The organism is Paenibacillus elgii NBRC 100335 (assembly GCF_004000865.1).
Classification (GTDB): domain Bacteria; phylum Bacillota; class Bacilli; order Paenibacillales; family NBRC-103111; genus Paenibacillus_G; species Paenibacillus_G elgii.
Genome location: NZ_BIMB01000060.1, coordinates 26,304 through 43,245, shown reverse-complemented (window position 1 = coordinate 43,245; position 16,942 = coordinate 26,304). Strand labels below are relative to the sequence as shown.

At 53.2% G+C, this 16,942-nt stretch carries 12 protein-coding genes; all 12 read left to right on the top strand.

All coding sequences use genetic code 11. The features are described 5' to 3' along the window. Positions 1 to 558 precede the first annotated feature (558 nt). The 12 genes from PEL01S_RS29565 (at position 559) to PEL01S_RS35620 (ending at position 16,942) form a co-directional block, all read left to right on the top strand. Complete coding sequence (locus PEL01S_RS29565; protein ID WP_255320174.1) at positions 559 to 3,903, top strand: family 10 glycosylhydrolase; 3,345 nt, start codon at positions 559 to 561, stop codon at positions 3,901 to 3,903. A gap of 559 nt (positions 3,904 to 4,462) precedes the next feature. Next, positions 4,463 to 5,260: a tyrosine-protein phosphatase gene (locus PEL01S_RS29560; RefSeq protein ID WP_127462788.1), complete on the top strand. Its 798-nt coding sequence runs from the start codon at positions 4,463 to 4,465 to the stop codon at positions 5,258 to 5,260. Positions 5,261 to 5,314: 54 nt separating this feature from the next. Then, positions 5,315 to 6,070, top strand: a complete 756-nt coding sequence (locus PEL01S_RS29555) for a YveK family protein (RefSeq protein WP_174807029.1) — start codon at positions 5,315 to 5,317, stop codon at positions 6,068 to 6,070. Beyond that, positions 6,054 to 6,734, top strand: coding sequence for a CpsD/CapB family tyrosine-protein kinase (locus PEL01S_RS29550; protein WP_108535139.1), 681 nt, complete (start codon positions 6,054 to 6,056; stop codon positions 6,732 to 6,734). The genes PEL01S_RS29555 and PEL01S_RS29550 overlap by 17 nt, the downstream gene beginning before the upstream one ends. Positions 6,735 to 6,754: 20 nt before the next feature. Next, positions 6,755 to 8,590, top strand: coding sequence for a polysaccharide biosynthesis protein (locus PEL01S_RS29545; protein WP_010497675.1), 1,836 nt, complete (start codon positions 6,755 to 6,757; stop codon positions 8,588 to 8,590). Positions 8,591 to 8,651: 61 nt separating this feature from the next. Next, on the top strand, positions 8,652 to 9,992 hold the full coding sequence (locus tag PEL01S_RS29540; RefSeq protein WP_063184393.1) for a flippase: 1,341 nt from the start codon (positions 8,652 to 8,654) through the stop codon (positions 9,990 to 9,992). Between the two features lie 30 nt (positions 9,993 to 10,022). Beyond that, positions 10,023 to 11,144 carry a glycosyltransferase gene (locus tag PEL01S_RS29535; protein WP_127462786.1) on the top strand — a complete coding sequence of 374 codons (1,122 nt, stop codon included), beginning with the start codon at positions 10,023 to 10,025 and terminating at the stop codon, positions 11,142 to 11,144. Beyond that, positions 11,137 to 12,564, top strand: a complete 1,428-nt coding sequence (locus PEL01S_RS29530; RefSeq protein ID WP_127462785.1) for a hypothetical protein — start codon at positions 11,137 to 11,139, stop codon at positions 12,562 to 12,564. Before PEL01S_RS29535 ends, PEL01S_RS29530 begins: the two co-directional genes overlap by 8 nt. Further along, a complete protein-coding gene (locus PEL01S_RS29525) occupies positions 12,506 to 12,946 on the top strand; it encodes an acyltransferase (protein WP_239550998.1) in 441 nt (146 codons plus the stop codon). Before PEL01S_RS29530 ends, PEL01S_RS29525 begins: the two co-directional genes overlap by 59 nt. 14 nt (positions 12,947 to 12,960) lie before the next feature. After that, complete coding sequence (locus PEL01S_RS29520; protein ID WP_108535133.1) at positions 12,961 to 14,157, top strand: glycosyltransferase family 4 protein; 1,197 nt, start codon at positions 12,961 to 12,963, stop codon at positions 14,155 to 14,157. Beyond that, positions 14,154 to 15,170 (top strand): NAD-dependent epimerase, encoded by a 1,017-nt coding sequence (locus PEL01S_RS29515; protein ID WP_127462784.1) that lies wholly within the window; start codon positions 14,154 to 14,156, stop codon positions 15,168 to 15,170. Before PEL01S_RS29520 ends, PEL01S_RS29515 begins: the two co-directional genes overlap by 4 nt. Next, complete coding sequence (locus PEL01S_RS35620; RefSeq protein ID WP_063184388.1) at positions 15,167 to 16,942, top strand: sugar transferase; 1,776 nt, start codon at positions 15,167 to 15,169, stop codon at positions 16,940 to 16,942. The genes PEL01S_RS29515 and PEL01S_RS35620 overlap by 4 nt, the downstream gene beginning before the upstream one ends.

Below are 16,942 nucleotides of genomic sequence, written 5' to 3'. Positions count from 1 at the left end.
ACAAAAAAAGAACCTCAGTTTGAGGTTCTTTTTTTGTGCTTTCTTTTAGCTGTTGTAGAAAATTGTCGAAGGCGCGATTCATGTGACTCGAAATAAAATTTTACTAGAAATATATTTATTGAAATTATATTTCCAAGCGTCTATAATGAGTTGAGATTGATCGTTTGTCATTATGTGGAAGTTGTTTTGTTTCCAAAACTTAACACGTACATAACGTGGAATGGGGAGGGATTCAGAGCGGACCGAGAATAAAATTCGACGATCACAAGGAAGTTCGATTCATTATCAGGGTGCGGAGGGGATTCGATGAAAGGTAAAGGCCTTTTAATAAGTAAAAATGGAATCGCTTACATAATTATTTTATTGCTCGTTAATATGATGTTTCCTGCGGTACATGGGGATACTAATTTTGCTTATGCGGAAGAGATGAACGGAGCTGCGTCTCTAACGACCAGTTCCTCTGTATCGATTGAGGATTTCGAGAACGGGGCAAACCTTTATGCCTCTTCGGCGAGGGCGAATGCGGTCACTTTGACGATGTCCGGGAGACCGGGGCCCGTGAGAAACGGATACCAATCCGGGGCGCTTGCTTATGATTTTACCGGGACTCTTGGCACCTCTGCCGCCTATATTAATTTCAAAGATGCTGATGGCTCAGCCGGGCGCACGCTGGAAGGGTCTCCACTAAAGCTCGGCATGTGGGTATACGGGGACGGAAACAATCACTGGCTGCGTGCCCAGCTTCAAGATGCTTCCGGTAAAAAGATAACAACCGATTTTACGGGAAGCGGCGGGTTAAGCTGGACCGGCTGGAAATACGTCACGGCATCCGTTCCTGCGGGTATGCAGCAGCCTATAAAGCTAACCCAAATCTATATCGTCGAAACGAGCGACAATAATAAAAACGGCGGCACTTTGTATTTTGACCGGTTGAGCGCTTTTTATACAGACTTAAGTATGTATGCGCTGGATTTGCGCGGCCTGCCGCCGATGAAAAATGGAGATAGCATGCAGGCTAAGGTGTACGGAACGTATAGCGGAAGTACGGAGCCGGTTGAAGTTACGGGCGGGGTCGTTTATGCGAGCAGCGATCCAACCATAGCGACGATCGACGAGTCCGGTTTGGTCAAGGCGCTGCAGCCCGGGTCGACGATGATCTCGGCTACAGCAGCTAACGCGCCGCAAGCACTGTTCACCCTGACGGTGACGACGGAGACTCCGATGCCGCGAAGCATTGAGCTATCGGCGTCCGGCACGTTGGCGGTTGGCGATAGCGATACGGTTAAAGTATTTGCCGCGTATCCTTCTAACAGCGAGCCTATAGAGATCGTCAGCGGCGTTTCCTACCTAAGCAACAATCCTCAGGTAGCAACGATCGACATGACCGGGAAGCTCAAGGCGATGAAGGACGGGGAAGCCGTCATTACGGCAAGCTTCGGCGGCCAGACCTCGAACTACACGCTTACGGTGAAAAAGCCGGTGCCTATTTTGCAAAAAATCGAGCTGGCCGAAATGAAGGCGATGAACGTAGGACAAACGCAGCAAGCCAAAGTAAGCGCTACCTATTCCTTAATGAATGAGCCGGTCGACGTTACAGGCAGTTCGACCTATAAGAGCAGCAATCCCGATATAGCGCGGGTCGATTCGAACGGTACTGTAACGGCATTGAAAGTAGGAGCCACGCGAATTACGGCCAGCTACGGCGGGAAATCCAGCGATAAAATGCTCGTCGTCAACCAACCGACCGCTATGCCGAAACGGGAGCTGAGAGCCGCTTGGATTGCCTCAGTGGAAAATATCGACTGGCCGAAAAAAGGAGTCGTCACACCAGAAGAGCAGAAGCGCGATTTTGCCAAGATGCTGGATGAGCTTCAAGCCCTTGGAATGAACGCCGTGATCGTACAGGTGAAGCCGACGGCGGATGCGTTTTACCCGTCGAATTATGGACCATGGTCGGAATGGCTAACCGGCGTTCAAGGTAAAAATCCAGGGTACGATCCTTTAGCTTTTATGGTTGAGGAAGCTCATAAGCGGAACTTGGAGTTTCATGCCTGGTTCAATCCTTACCGGGTCAGTATGCAGGACCAGATCGATAAGCTGGTGGCGGACCATCCGGCCCGGCAGCATCCGGATTGGGTCGTCGCCTACGGCGGAAGGCTGCTGTATAACCCCGGGATTCCGGCGGTGAAAGACTTTGTCATCGGAAGCGTGCTTGAGGTGGTGAAAAACTACGACATCGACGGAGTTCATATGGATGACTATTTTTATCCATATCCTGCAGCCGGCGTCGATTTTCCCGATGAAGACACGTATCGGCAGTACGGTGGAGGATTCGACAATAAAGCCGATTGGCGGAGAAACAATGTCAATGGACTTGTACAGCAGTTGAGCTCGGCCATCCACCGTGAAAAAAGTCATGTCAAATTCGGCATCAGTCCTTTTGGAATATGGAGAAATAAAGCGGATGACCCTACGGGCTCGGACACGAACGGCTTGCGGAACTATGACGATTTGTATGCGGATACACGAACGTGGATACAGCAAGGCTGGTTGGACTATATCGTTCCCCAAATTTACTGGAACTTCGGTTATTCGCCGGCCGCCTATGAGAAGCTGATCGATTGGTGGACCAAGGAAACGCAAGGGAAGAACGTACACCTGTACATCGGGCAGGCGCCTTACCGGATCGGCTCGGCGGACCCGACATGGCAGAAGCCGGATGAACTGCCTAACCAGCTTGTGTTTAACCGCAACTTTGAAACGATCCGCGGCAGTATGTTTTTCTCGGCCAAAGATTTGCTTGCCAACCCGCTCGGGTTCGGAAACCGCCTGAAGCAAGACGTGTACCCGTATCGGGCGCTCATCCCCGCTATGCCTTGGCTGGATGCACAGGCGCCTGCAGCGCCGGTTCTGCAAGCTGCCGTACGCCAAGAGGGCGGAGTGGAGCTGACCTGGGAAGGCGGAGGTTCACGGGATGAGGCCTATTATGTGGTTTACCGCTTCGAGGGGAAGGAAGTCCCCGGACTGGAGCATCCCGAGGCGATTATGGCGTCGGTACGCAAGGCTGGAAATGCCGCTGTGCAGAAGATCATAGATCCAGTAGCGGCTGACGGAAAAACGTACACTTACGTGGTCACGGCCAGCGACCGATTGCATAACGAGAGCACAGCAAGCAATAAAATAACGGTAGCCAACGAGAAGGACAGGGAAGCGCCTGTCACGACGGCGACGTTGGAAGGGGAGCAGCGCAATGGCTGGTTTATATCCGATGTAACGCTGAAGCTGACAGCAATAGATGAACAGTCAGGCGTTGAACGAACGGAATACAGCCTGAACGGCGGAAGCCAGTGGCAGCTTTACCGGGACCCGCTGCTCATCAGCAAGGAAGGTTCGCACACGGTGTCGTTCCGTTCAACCGATAAAGCAGGCAATACGGAGCTGCCGCAATCGGTTGTCGTCTCGATCGATAAAACGCCGCCGGTTGTACAGTGGACCGGTGCAGGCGAGTATACGGTCGATCAACGGGTACTGGTCGTTTGTACGGCGACGGATACGGTATCCGGCGTCGTGTACAGCTCTTGCGGCGGGCCGCTGGTCGATCAGCCGGGATATATGCTCTCGCTTGGCACAGGTACCGTGACGGCCACGGCCCAGGATCGAGCGGGCCATACGACGGTCACCGCCGCAACGTATACGGTACGGGTTACCTATGGGAGCCTTGGGAACGTGACGCGCCAATTGGTGACAGGACCGGGCGGCCATGGCGTCGTCAATTCGTTGGTGAAAAAGCTCGAGCATAAGCAAATTGACGCCTATATCCATGAAGTTTCGGCGTTACAAGGAAAGAAAATCCCGGCAGAGCTCGGCGATCTGCTTATTCGTTTGGCGCAAGCTTTAAATTGAAAAACAAGGGCATCCGGCATTCAAGAGCTGGGTGTCCTTCCTATTTCTGGGCCTTGAGGGTAGCGAAAAATGTGTTCAATGACCCAGACATAGTTCATTCTGCAGGGAGGAGCGCCTGGGCTTATTTTTTTCCAAATTGCTCAATCTATTGGGTGTTTTTACCTGTAGTCAATCCAAAGTCCCAAAATCGACCAAATTTTGTATTCCAAATATAGCCAAAAGGGTGAGGGTCATATTTTTTTAAAAATCCTCGCGAGCCTTTTGATGAAAGAGCTTTTCTCCATTTTCATGAAAAACAAAAACGCTTTCATTCTTTAAAAAACTATGAATGTAAATTTATGTATATATTAAATAAAGTTTATGCAATAGGTTACATTTAATGGGTAAAACATTTTTAAAATTGTATCTTTTATTACATTAAGAGCCTGTTAAATCCTGTATCCATAAATGAAAAATAATCATTTTTAACTAATCAAATACACAACTCTGTTCCCTCATCGTTCGCTTTGAAAATGTGCCATAATTTATCATAGTCGGGATAAGCGGGAGGAAGCAGACATTGATCGACATACATAGTCACGTTCTTCATGGTTTGGATGATGGTCCTGCCAGCTTGGAGCAGTCGCTTGAGCTCGCTCGCTTGGCTGTTCAAGAAGGAATTTCGACGATTATCGCCACGCCTCATCATCGAAAGGGCAGCTATTATAATCCTGCACAAACTGTCGAAACGGCGGTGTCGTCGCTGCAGGAACAGCTTGTACGGCACCAGATCCCTTTAACGATTTGCAGCGGTCAAGAGATCCATACTCACCCGCAGTGGCTTGACGATCTTTATGCCAATCAATTGTTGACTCTGAACGGTTCGTCCTACATCTTGATCGAATTCCCGTCGTCCAAGCTTCCCGAACGGGTCGAGGAAATCTTTCACGAGCTGTCGATTCGACATCTGACGGCGGTCATCGCCCATCCGGAACGCAATAAGGAAATCGCGGAGCAGCCGGATAAGCTGTTGAAACTGATTGAATATGGTGCTTTGGCGCAAGTGACTTCCCATTCCATAACGGGTTATTTCGGACCTCAGGTCCGCTCGGTTGCTTTAGAGCTATGCCGAAGAAATCTGATACATTTTATCGCGTCGGATGCGCATGATGCCGTTCGCCGCCCGTTTCATTTGCAGCGGGCCTACGGCATCGTGACTGAAAAGCTCGGAGGTGATTATGTGAAGTATTATCAGCATAATGCGGAATCCTTGCTCAAGGACCGGAGCTTTGAAATTTGGAGGCCGGTTCGGCAAGTCCGCAGGAGCTTTTTCTTTACCCAACTACCGCGTTTTTTTAGGAGGAATCGTTCGTTATAAAGAACAATCGGAAAATTCACATCAAACGAAAGCGAGGATCTGTATAACGTGACCATGGATTTCGATTTAAAAGCGGTGATGAGCGTATTGCGCAAGCGTCTGTGGCTGATTGTTCTCGTCGTCGCAGTTAGCTGTACGGCTGCTGGTATCGTGAGCTATTTTTTCATGAAGCCCGTGTATGAAGCTTCGTCGAAGCTGATTATTAACTCATCGCCCGATCAGGCCGGTGTTGTGAAATTGGACTTAAACTCCGTAAATACGAATATTTCGCTTGTCACGACTTACAAGGAAATTATTAAGACCCCGGCCATCATGGACATTGTGGCGAAGGATCATCCCGAGTTCGGGATGACCTCCGAGCAGTTGATCAGCAAAATCAAGCTGAGCTCGGTGAACGAGACCCAAGTGCTCACCATCTCGATTCAAGATTCGTCCTACGAGAAGGCGGCTCATATCGTCAATGCCGTGTTCCAGGTGTTCCAAAGCCAAATTCCGAAGATCATGAAGGTCGATAACGTGATTTTGCTGAACCAAGCCGATCCGGCCAAACAGCCCCGTCCCATTAAACCGGACCCATTGTTAAATATCGCGCTTGGCTTTCTCGCTTCGCTTATGCTTTCCGTCGGACTCGTCTTTTTACTGGAATATATGGACGATACGGTCAAAACGGAAGAGGACGTCCAACGTTATCTGGGCTTGCCGACGCTTGCTTTAATTACCCAAATCGACGAACAGGACCTGGAAACGAATAAAGGCTCCCTGTCTTCCGAGCGAAAGGTCGGTGAACTATCCAATGTCCAAGTCCGCTAAGCGGCGTCCCGTCATTGCACACAGTCATCCGAAATCGCCCGTCTCCGAATCGTATCGGACGCTGCGTACGAATATCCAATTCTCATCCGTCGACCGGCTGTGCAAGACGTTGATGGTGACGTCTTCCAGCCCGATGGAAGGGAAATCGACGACAATCAATAATCTGGCTGTCGTATATGCCCAATCGAATAAGAAGGTGCTGCTGATCGACGCCGACCTGCGCAAGCCGACGGCGCATCATACGTTCCATCTATCCAACCGGTACGGATTGACGGATATGCTTACCTCACAATGCACGCTTGAGATGGCCGTCAAAGTAACGGATATCCCGAACCTGGAAGTGATGACCTCGGGCTCCATTCCTCCGAATCCGTCGGAGATTCTCGCTTCGCAGAAAATGACCGGACTGCTTGAGGAGCTCCAGCAGCGTTATGATATCGTGCTGCTCGATACGCCCCCGGTGCTTGCGGTCAGCGACGCGCAAATTATCGCAACCAAATGCGACGGCGTCATTCTCGTAGTCGATTCCGGGAAAGTCAAACGGGACTTGGTGCAGAAAGCCAAAAATTCGCTGGAGTTCGTGCAGGCTAACCTCCTGGGCGTCGTACTAAACCGAATAGCCCGGCCATCCGGCAATGCCTATTATTACTATGGCAACGAATAAAACCTAAGGGAGGAAGAACGATGAATTATTCCAAAAGAACGGGAATTTTGGTCGCAATCGATCTCGGTATGGTATGGCTTAGCGTCTACTTTGCCTTTTACTTCTCGTATAAAAGCTCCATTCCCGCCGATCAGGTGCAGCTGTGGCTGCTGTATGGGACGATTTCTTCCATCGTCAGCACGGCGTTTATGTTTCTCTTCAAGCTGTACAACCGGATCTGGCAGTATGCGAGTGTCGGCGAGCTGATTTCGATGACGAAAACGGTAGCGGTCAGCAGCTTGGTATCTTACTTGGCGACGAATGCGATCTCGGCCCAGCCGGTTTCGTTCACGATAGCCCTGCATACCGCCGAAACGATGCTGCTGCTGCTCGGTGGAAGCAGGTTCGTGTGGAGAGTGTTCTGCGACAAGTTCGGCGGCAAGCGGCAAGCGCATGGGGCCGACGAACCGAAGAAGGCGCTCATCGTCGGAGCCGGAAGCTGCGGAACGCTGTTTGCCAAGGAGCTGAAGAGCAACGAGGCTTACGACACGATGCCGTTTGCTTTCGTCGATGACGATCCTTATAAGCAAAAGCTTCAAGTGTACGGTCTTCCTGTACTGGGCGGTCGCGAACAGATTCCGGCGATTGTCGAAAAACACGGCATCGACGAGGTCATTATTGCGATGCCTTCGGTGTCCAAGACGCAAATCACGGACATTATCAACATTTGCAAGCAAACGAAAGCCCGCCTGAAAATTATTCCTCATCTGCAGGAAATTATCGCAGGCAAAACGACCTTGAACCAGGTACGCGACGTGCAGGTGGAGGATTTGCTCGGAAGAGATCCGATCAAGACGGATTTGGATGGCATCGCCAATTACGTGGAAGACAAGATCGTCCTCGTTACGGGCGCCGGCGGCTCGATCGGTTCGGAGCTGTGCCGGCAAATCGCTCCTTTCCGCCCCCGGAAGCTGCTGCTGCTGGGACATGGTGAAAACAGCATTTATACGATTGAGATGGAGATGCGCCGGCTCGCGCCGGAGCTCGAATTGGAGACGGTCATTGCCGATGTGCAGGACCGGACGAGGCTGGAGGAAATGTTCAGCCAACATCGCCCGCAGGTCGTTTTCCATGCGGCAGCTCACAAGCATGTGCCGTTGATGGAGCGGAATCCTTCGGAGGCGGTCAAGAATAACGTATTCGGCACGAAAAATGTCGCCGAGTGCGCCGATCAGTTCCAGGCGGAGCGGTTCGTTTTAATCTCCACGGACAAGGCGGTCAATCCGACAAGCGTGATGGGAACGACGAAGCGGATCGCCGAAATGTTCATTCAAAGCTTGGACAAGCAGAGCCAAACGAAGTTCGTCGCCGTCCGCTTCGGCAACGTGCTGGGCTCCCGGGGCAGCGTTATTCCCCGGTTTAAAGAGCAGATTCAGCGAGGCGGTCCGGTGACGGTAACCCATCCGGAGATGGTGCGCTACTTTATGACAATCCCCGAGGCGGTTCAGCTTGTCATTCAGGCGGGTGCCTTTGCCAAGGGGGGCGAGGTGTTCATTCTCGATATGGGCGCGCCCGTGAAGATTTACGATCTGGCGGCCGACTTGATCCGCTTGTCCGGCTTCGAGCCGAATGTCGACATCAACATCGAGTTTACAGGCATGCGGGAAGGCGAGAAATTGTACGAGGAGCTGTTAACGAACGAAGAAGGCATCACCTCGACGATGCATGACCGGATCTTCATCGGCAAGCCGATGAACATCAACCGGACGGAGCTGGAATTCGAGATCCGCAAGCTGGAGAGAGTGCTCGGCAAAGGGCAGCAGGAAATTCGCGAGGTGCTCAAGCATCTGGTGCCTACGTACAGCAACGTTTCCTAATCGGTTCGGAAACGACCGTAGACGTTCCCGGGATTCAGACTAACTGAAGAAGAAGGTATGTATGAAACAGACGACGTTACATCGGACGGAAACGAACGTTTCCCGAATTCTCGCGAAAAGCGGCTCCATCTCGTTCATGATGAATGTGGCCGGCGTCGGGCTTGCCGTGTTGATGCAGGTCGTGTTGGCCAGGCTGCTCGGAGTCGTCAGCTACGGATATTACGCTTTTGTGATGACGGTCATCACCTTCGTAGCTTTTCCCGCCAACCTCGGCTTCGATACGGCGATCGTTAGGTTCGTGTCTTCTTACAAGGCGGACCAGCTATGGGGCGAAGTCAAAGGCTTGCTGCGCCGGGCGAACCAACTGACCTTGCTTGTATCGCTCGTGCTAATGGGAATTAGCGGTGTGGTCATTTATGTGATGTACAGGAACAGCGGAGGCGAGTTCTATTACACCTTTTTGACTAGCTTGCTGATTATCCCATTGATGGCGACGGCGACGTTAAGGCAAAGCTCGCTGCTGGCGCTCAAGGAAGTGCTCGTTGCCCAGCTGCCGGAGAAGGTACTGCGTCCCGTTTTTTGCATCGTCATTTTGTATGCTTACACGGTTCTATTTCACGTCAAAGCTGGCGCATTTGAAGCGATGGTCATCTTTGTCGGGTCGATGCTGCTGTCGTATCTATTCGGGGCCTGGGTGCTTAACCGTAAGCTGACGCCGCATACGAAAGGGCATCCGCACCGGTTCCAAACGAAGCATTGGCTGTCGGAATCGACGTCCTTGATGGTGAATTCGGGCATGTATCTGATTCTGGGTCAGCTTAGCGTCGTCATGATCGGTATGATGCACGGCACGAGCGAGTCTGGTATTTTCTCGGCAGCCGTACGGATCGCGACGATGGTTTCGTTTGCGATCACGTCGATCAATATGATTGCGGCCCCGATGATTTCGGAATCCTATGCCAAAGGCGACATGAAGCAGATGCAAAAGGTATGCACGCTGTCCGGCCGATCGGGGTTTGCCTTCGCCGGTCTGGTGTTCCTGACGATTCTGCTGCTGGGCCAATGGATTCTGGGATTGTTCGGAGAAGAGTTCAAAGCGGGGACAACCGCACTCATTCTGCTGTCGCTGAGCCATCTCGTTCATTCGTATTGCGGGCAATCCGGAACGGTCATGACGATGACCGGGCAGCAGCGCGCGTCCAGCCGGATCTTGATGATTTCGACCGTGCTGAATGTGGCGTTTAATCTGCTGCTGATTCCGAGTCTCGGCATGATCGGTGCAGCCTTGGCGAACTTGCTGTCGACGGCGTTCTGCTATTTCAGCATGATGTTCAAGGTCAAGCGGTCCATGCAGATCGTGACCGGCGTGTGGATGCCGGGACGTACCGGAAGCAAATCATAGCCAAAGGATACAGTCATCCGGGAGGGTAAGATGAGCGCGATTAAAATATTGCATGTTGTCGGAAAAATGGACCCCGGCGGTGTCGAGACACTGCTGATGAACATTTACAGGAACATCGACCGGGAGCGGTTCGAGTTTCATTTCGCGGTCCAGTTGGAAGGCGAAGGGTTCTACGATCGCGAGATTCGCGAGCTTGGCGGGAAAATATTGCTGCAGCCGCATCCCCGGAAAGGGCTTGGCCCGTTTCGGGAGCAGTTCCTGCATAATGTGAGAGAAAATGGTCCTTATTCCGCCATTCACAGCCATATTTTCCAATTCAGCGGGTATGTGCTGAAGCTGGCCAAGGAGATCGGCGTTCCGGTTCGCGTATGCCACAGTCATACGGTGAATGCCGAACAGCGGACGACGCTGTTCCGCACCTTGTACCGCCATTATATGAAATCGCTGATTTTAAAGCACAGCACGCATCTGATCGGCTGCTCCAGGCCGGCGTGCGAATCGCTCTTCGGGGCCCGCTGCTGGAAGGATACCCGCACGGAGCTGCTGCCCAATGCGATCAATCTGCTGCCATACGAGCAGCTGCCCACAGATCGGAGCGGGCTCAGGCAGCGGATCGGCGTGACCGACCCGTCGATACCGGTTGTGGGGCATATCGGCCGGTTCAGCGAAGAGAAGAATCACCGTTTTCTACTGGAGACGTTCTCCTTACTGGTTAAGGAGGTCCCTGAGGCGCAGCTCGTGCTGGTCGGGGACGGAAGATTGCGCGAGGAGATGGAGCGGCTTGCCGAAACGATGGGCATCCGGCGACAGGTCCGTTTCCTGGGCGCCCGCAAAGATATTCCGGAAATTATCGGCGCTTTCGATGTGTTCCTGCTGCCGTCGTTATTCGAAGGTTTAGGCATTGTCGTCATCGAAGCGCAGGCCGGCGGCGTGCCCAGCCTCGTGTCGGAGCATGTACCGGCGGAAGCCGACCTGAGCTTCGGCATGGTGGAGCATCTGAAGCTGCAGCCCGAGGTATGGGTCGACAAGATTACGGGAATACTGGGACGTTCGGCTGCGCCGGATTGGCCGACAAGGCATCGTTTCTTGAAAAAGCACGGCTACGATATCCGCGAGAGCATCCGGCGGCTGGAGAACATTTATCATGCTTGAGCGGAAGGTTAACCTGTCGCCTGCAAGGGATAACCCCTTCGTGCAAACGATGCTGCTCTGGATGTACGCCGTCCTGCTGATGCTGACGACCAAATGGATAACCCAGTGGAACCTCGATGTCGGGCTTGTCTTTTTCTTTGTTTTGCTGCTTCCCTTTTTCGTCATGCTGAAGTGGCCGAATCAACCGGTCGTGCTCTACATCGGGCTTATGGTGCTGCTGATCGGGAAATGGATCTACGCCCTGACGACAGACCCTTTATTCGGTCCGGATGCCAGGGGCTATTTCCGGCAGGTGACGTTTTATCCGCAGCTGGACGATTTTATCCGTTATGCGACGGAGCACATTACGACCAATTGGCTGAATTCTTCGGCGTATCCGGTGTTCGGGCTCATGTACATGCCGTTTTATAAATTTCTGGATTTAGCCGATCCGCTGGTCATCATTACGTTTAATTCCTTTTTGCTCGTGCTGTGCTGCAATATGACGTACCGGCTGAACGACAAGTTTTTCGCGTACGAGCTTTCGGAGCCGGGCAAACGAACGTATAACGCGGTGCTGATTATCGGGCTGCTCGCAAGTCCGGCGCTGATGTATATGTCTTCCGTGTTCGGCAAGGACATCACGTGCGCCTTCCTGGGGCTGCTGTGCACCCAGCTTTTATTAAACCGGCGATACCTTTTGTTTATCATCGTCTTGTTCTACACGTCCATGCTCAGAGATTATTCGATCGTGTATATTTTATCCTTTTGCTTGCTGTTCCGCCGGAACTTCAAAATCGCTTTGTGCATGCTCATCGGTGCGCTGGGCGTGGTGTTCTTGAAGGTGGGGCCGACCGGGCTTCTGAATTCCTTCATGCTGACGGTCTTTCTGTTCATCTCTCCGAATCCGTTCAAAGCGTTCAATTGGGATATGGAGTTTGTGATGCGTACGGCGGAGGCGGTCTATATGATGATTTCGTTCGGGCTGTCCGTGAAGGTGTTTTTGCGCCATAAGGAAACGCGTTCGTTTTTTGCGATGTGCCTTGTTCTGCTGTTCACCTTCGGCTGTACGCTGGTGCTGGTCGGCTTCGTCACCGTGACCGAGCGGAATCTGGAGTACGGGGTCGGGACGATCGGGGATAACATGGTCCGGAAAAAGGTGCCTGTCGTACCCATTCTCTACATGATGAACGCGTATACGCTCGCGTGGCTATTCAGGCCCAAAGCGGCTCATTCCAAGAAAGGAGAGGCTTGCCATCCGAGGAAGAGACAAATTCCATCGCTACAAAGGATTTCTGACCCTGCTTACGGCGCTGTTCTCGATCGTTCCGAAGCCTCTGCTCAAGAGCACGTGGCACGCGACCGATTTGCTGCCGGAGCCCTTGGGGCTCGCAACGCGCTACTGCCTTCTCAAGCGGTTGATTCCGAAGTGCGGCGATAACGTATTCGTCGGCCGGTCCGTTGAGATTAAGCAATGGGAGAAGCTCTCCATCGGCAGCAATGTAAGCATACATAAACAGTGTTATCTGGATGCGGGGGGCGGCATTACGATCGAGAACGACGTGTCGATCGCGCATCAGACCTCGATGATTTCATTCGAGCACGCTTGGGATGACGTCGCCCTGCCGATTCGCGATAACACGGTCAAATACGCGCCGATCACGATTCAGTCAGACGTCTGGATCGGCTGCGGCTGCCGCATTCTGGCGGGCGCGAACATCGGCAGCAGGGCGGTGGTGGCCGCCGGAGCGGTCGTAACCAAGCCTGTGCCACCGCATACCGTTGTCGGCGGAGTCCCGGCAAAACCTATTAAATCTATCTGAGAGGGTCGAGGACCATGAAGGTATTATGGGCGCATGACCATACGTTTTACTTTAACGATTCCGGGAAATTTTTTTCCAGCGGAAAGCTCCCCTACTCGGTGTGGGAACGGTATTTGACCGTATTTGACGAAATTACGGTAGCGTCCCGGGCGAAAAAAATATCTTCGGAAACGGAAATTGTGAATAAAAGCTTATCAAGCGGCAAAAATGTGGAGTTTGTCGTGCTGCCTTCCCTCAGCAATCCGGTGAACAAGCTGACGAAAAAAGGCTATATCGAGCGTGTGCTGACCGAATCGATCGCGCAGTCGGATGCGGTGATCGCACGGCTGCCAAGCGAAATCGGCTCGGAAGCGGTGGCGATCGCCAAGAAGCTCAAGAAGCCTTTTGCCGTGGAAATGGTTGCCTGCGCTTGGGATGCGTTGTGGAACTACGGCAATCTGCAAGGGAAGGCGTATGCGCCCATTGCGACGCTGAAGACGAAAGCGCAGGTGAAGGAAGCGCCGTTTGCGATCTACGTGACAAAGCAATTCTTGCAGCATCGGTATCCGAATACGAGCGGGTATACCGAAGGCTGCTCCGATGTGGAAATTCCGGATCTGTGCCCTGAGGTGCTTGACCGTCGGCTCCGCAAGATCGAGGCCGGGGCAAAGCCCGTTATCCTGGGGCTAATCGGCAATCTGAACGGCAAAACGAAAGGCATCGCGACGGCGCTGGAGGCGTTGGCCCGGGTGAAGCCGAAGCTGCCGGCCTTCGAGTTCCGGGTGCTCGGCGGAGGCGACAAGGAGCCGTGGGAAGAGCTGGCAGCCAAATTCGGCTTGCAAGAGCACGTCCGGTTCGACGGCGTTCTGCAGAGTGGCGATGCCGTATTCGAGTGGCTGGATCAAGTGGATCTTTACTTGCAGCCGAGCTTCCAGGAAGGCTTGCCGAGAGCGACGGTCGAGGCGATGAGCCGGGGATGTCCGGTGATCGGGTCGACAGCCGGGGGCATTCCGGAGCTTATCGATCCGCGGTATCTGCATAAGCCCGGCAATGACAAGCATCTGGCCCGGCTGATCGAGCAATATATCTCCGATACGCGCTGGATGGCCGAGCAAGCGCAAGCAAACTACCGGAAAGCGGGGAATTACACGAAAAACCAGCTGGATCAGGAACGGCAGGAATTCTGGGAGAAGTTTTCTCAATTCGTAAAAGAAGGGAAGACGCAGCGATGAAAATTTTAGTCACCGGGTCCGCAGGTTTTATCGGGTATCATCTATCGGCGAGGCTGCTTCAGGAAGGCTTCTCGGTGGTAGGAGTAGACTGCTTGAACGATTATTATGATGTCAGGCTGAAGGAAGACCGGCTCAAGGGATTGCTCGAGTATGACGCTTATGCTCATTACAACTTCGACCTGCAGGATCAAAAGTCGCTCGATGCGTTGTTCGCTTCCCATGATTTTGCGGCGGTCGTTCATCTTGCAGCCCAAGCGGGCGTGCGGTATTCCATGGTCAATCCGGGGGCGTACATCGACTCTAACATTACCGGCTTCATGCATATGCTGGAGAGCTCCCGCAAGCATCGCATTCCGCATCTCATCTATGCGTCCTCCAGCTCGGTCTACGGGGCGAATGTGAAAATGCCATTCTCCACGACGGATGCGGTCAATCATCCGGTGAGCCTGTATGCGGCCACGAAAAAAGCGAACGAGCTAATGGCCCATACGTACAGCCATCTGTACGGATTGCCGACGACGGGCTTGCGCTTCTTCACGGTGTACGGGCCTTGGGGCAGACCGGACATGGCGTATTTCTCGTTCACGAAGGCGATTATGGAGGGCAAGCCGATTCAAGTGTTTAACGAGGGCCAGATGATGCGCGACTTCACTTACATTGACGATATCGTGCAAGGTATCGTGCGTCTGCTCTTCCGTCCACCGGTGTACAACGATAACTGGAACCGGATGGAGCCGGACCCGTCCTCCTCGTACGCGCCCTATAAAATTTATAATATCGGCAACAATCGGCCGATTCCTTTGATGAAGTTCATTCATACGATCGAGGAATGTCTCGGCAAAGAGGCAGTGATCGAATTCAAGCCGATGCAGCCCGGCGACGTGCAGGCGACGTATGCCGATATCGACGAGCTGGCGCGCGAAGTCGGCTTCACGCCCAAGATCAGCATCGAGACTGGAATTAAGGCGTTTACCAATTGGTATTGCCAATATTATCGAGAGGTAACCGTATGAAGAAGGTCGCTCATATTTGCACAAGCGCCATCTCCCATAAAATTTTGGCGGACAAGATGGCGGTGCTGCAGAAGGCGGAATATGAGGTTCATCTAATTTCGTCTCCCGACGGCTATGACGAGGAGTTCATGAAACGATACCGCCTGAAGCTCCATTTCGTGCCGATGAACCGGAAAATTCATGTTTTGGATGATCTGCGTTCGATCCTTCAGATGCGTTCGCTGCTTCGGCGCGAGCGGTTCGATATCGTTCATACGCATACGGCAAAAGCCGGACTGATTGGCCGGGTGGCCGGGTGGTTGGCCCGGACGCCGATGATCCTGCATACGAGCCACGGACTGCCGTTTTTCGACGGACAGAAATGGGTGACCAGCTTCATCTACCGCAGCCTGGAGAGGCTGGGTGCGCTGTTCTGCGACGCGCTTTCCTCGCAAAACCGCGAGGATATGGAGAAGCTGCGGGAACTGGCGCCGGGCAAGCCGGTCTACTACGAAGGGAACGGCGTCGACTTGAACCGGCTGGACGAGTTCCGCTACCGTATCGATCAGGCCGAGCTGGACCGGGTGCGGCAGGAGGCGCTCATCCCCGAAGGAAAAAAAATCATCCTGATGGCGGCCCGGCTGGAGCCGGTAAAGGATCATGCCTTTCTGCTGGAATCGCTTCGACTGTTAAAAGACAAGCATGGGGACGACTTCTGTTGCGTCCTGGCCGGGAAAGGTCCGCTCGAGGCGGAAATCCGAAGGAAGATCATGGAGCTGGGTCTCGAGGAGGACGTGAGGCTGATCGGGCATCAGAGCTATATTTACCCTTGGATCAAGCTGGCGGATATCGTCGTGCTCTCTTCCGAGAAGGAAGGAATCCCCCGCTTTCTAATGGAAGCGATGGCTTTCTCCAAACCGGCGATAGGCAGCGACGTTCTCGGAACGAGGGAGCTGGTGAAGCATAACGAAACCGGATTTTTGGTCCCTTATAAGCAGCCCGAGCCGTTTGCTGACGCTCTGCACAAGCTGCTCGGAAGCGACGAGCTGCTGAAGCAATTCGGCAGTGAAGCGCGCAGCGTGATCGAGCGCGAATTTACGGAGCAGGCGGTCGTTGGGCGGCTGCACCGGATGTACGGGGAGATCGAGCAGAAGAAAACGGCCCGTAAACGAAAATCCGTACAGCGCATCAAGCGCGTGTTCGATTTCACCGCTGCTCTGACGGCGGTCATCGCGTTCGCTCCTTTGTTCGTTCTTGTCGCGCTGCTGGTCCGCCTGAATCTAGGCTCGCCGGTGCTGTTCCGACAGCAGCGTCCCGGGCTTCACGGCAAGCCGTTCCACGTGTATAAGTTCCGCACGATGAACGACCGCAAGGACAGCAAGGGCGAGCTGCTGCCGGACGCTGAACGGCTGACCACCTTCGGCAAGCTGCTGCGCAAAACAAGCATGGACGAGCTGCCTCAGCTGTTCAACGTGCTGCGCGGAGATATGAGCCTGATCGGGCCAAGACCGCTCCTGATGGAATATTTGCCGTTATATACGGAAGAGCAACAGAAGCGGCATTGGGTCCGTCCCGGCATTACCGGCTGGGCTCAGGTGAACGGAAGAAACGCGATCTCCTGGGAAGAGAAATTTGCGCTGGACGTATGGTACACCGACCACCCGTCGCTGATGCTGGATGCAAAAATCCTATGGATGACGGTGAAAAAAGTATTCCGTGCCGACGGCGTTCAGCAGGCGGGACATGCCACGACGACCAAATTTACAGGCAACCGGAAGGTGGAGGGATTCTAG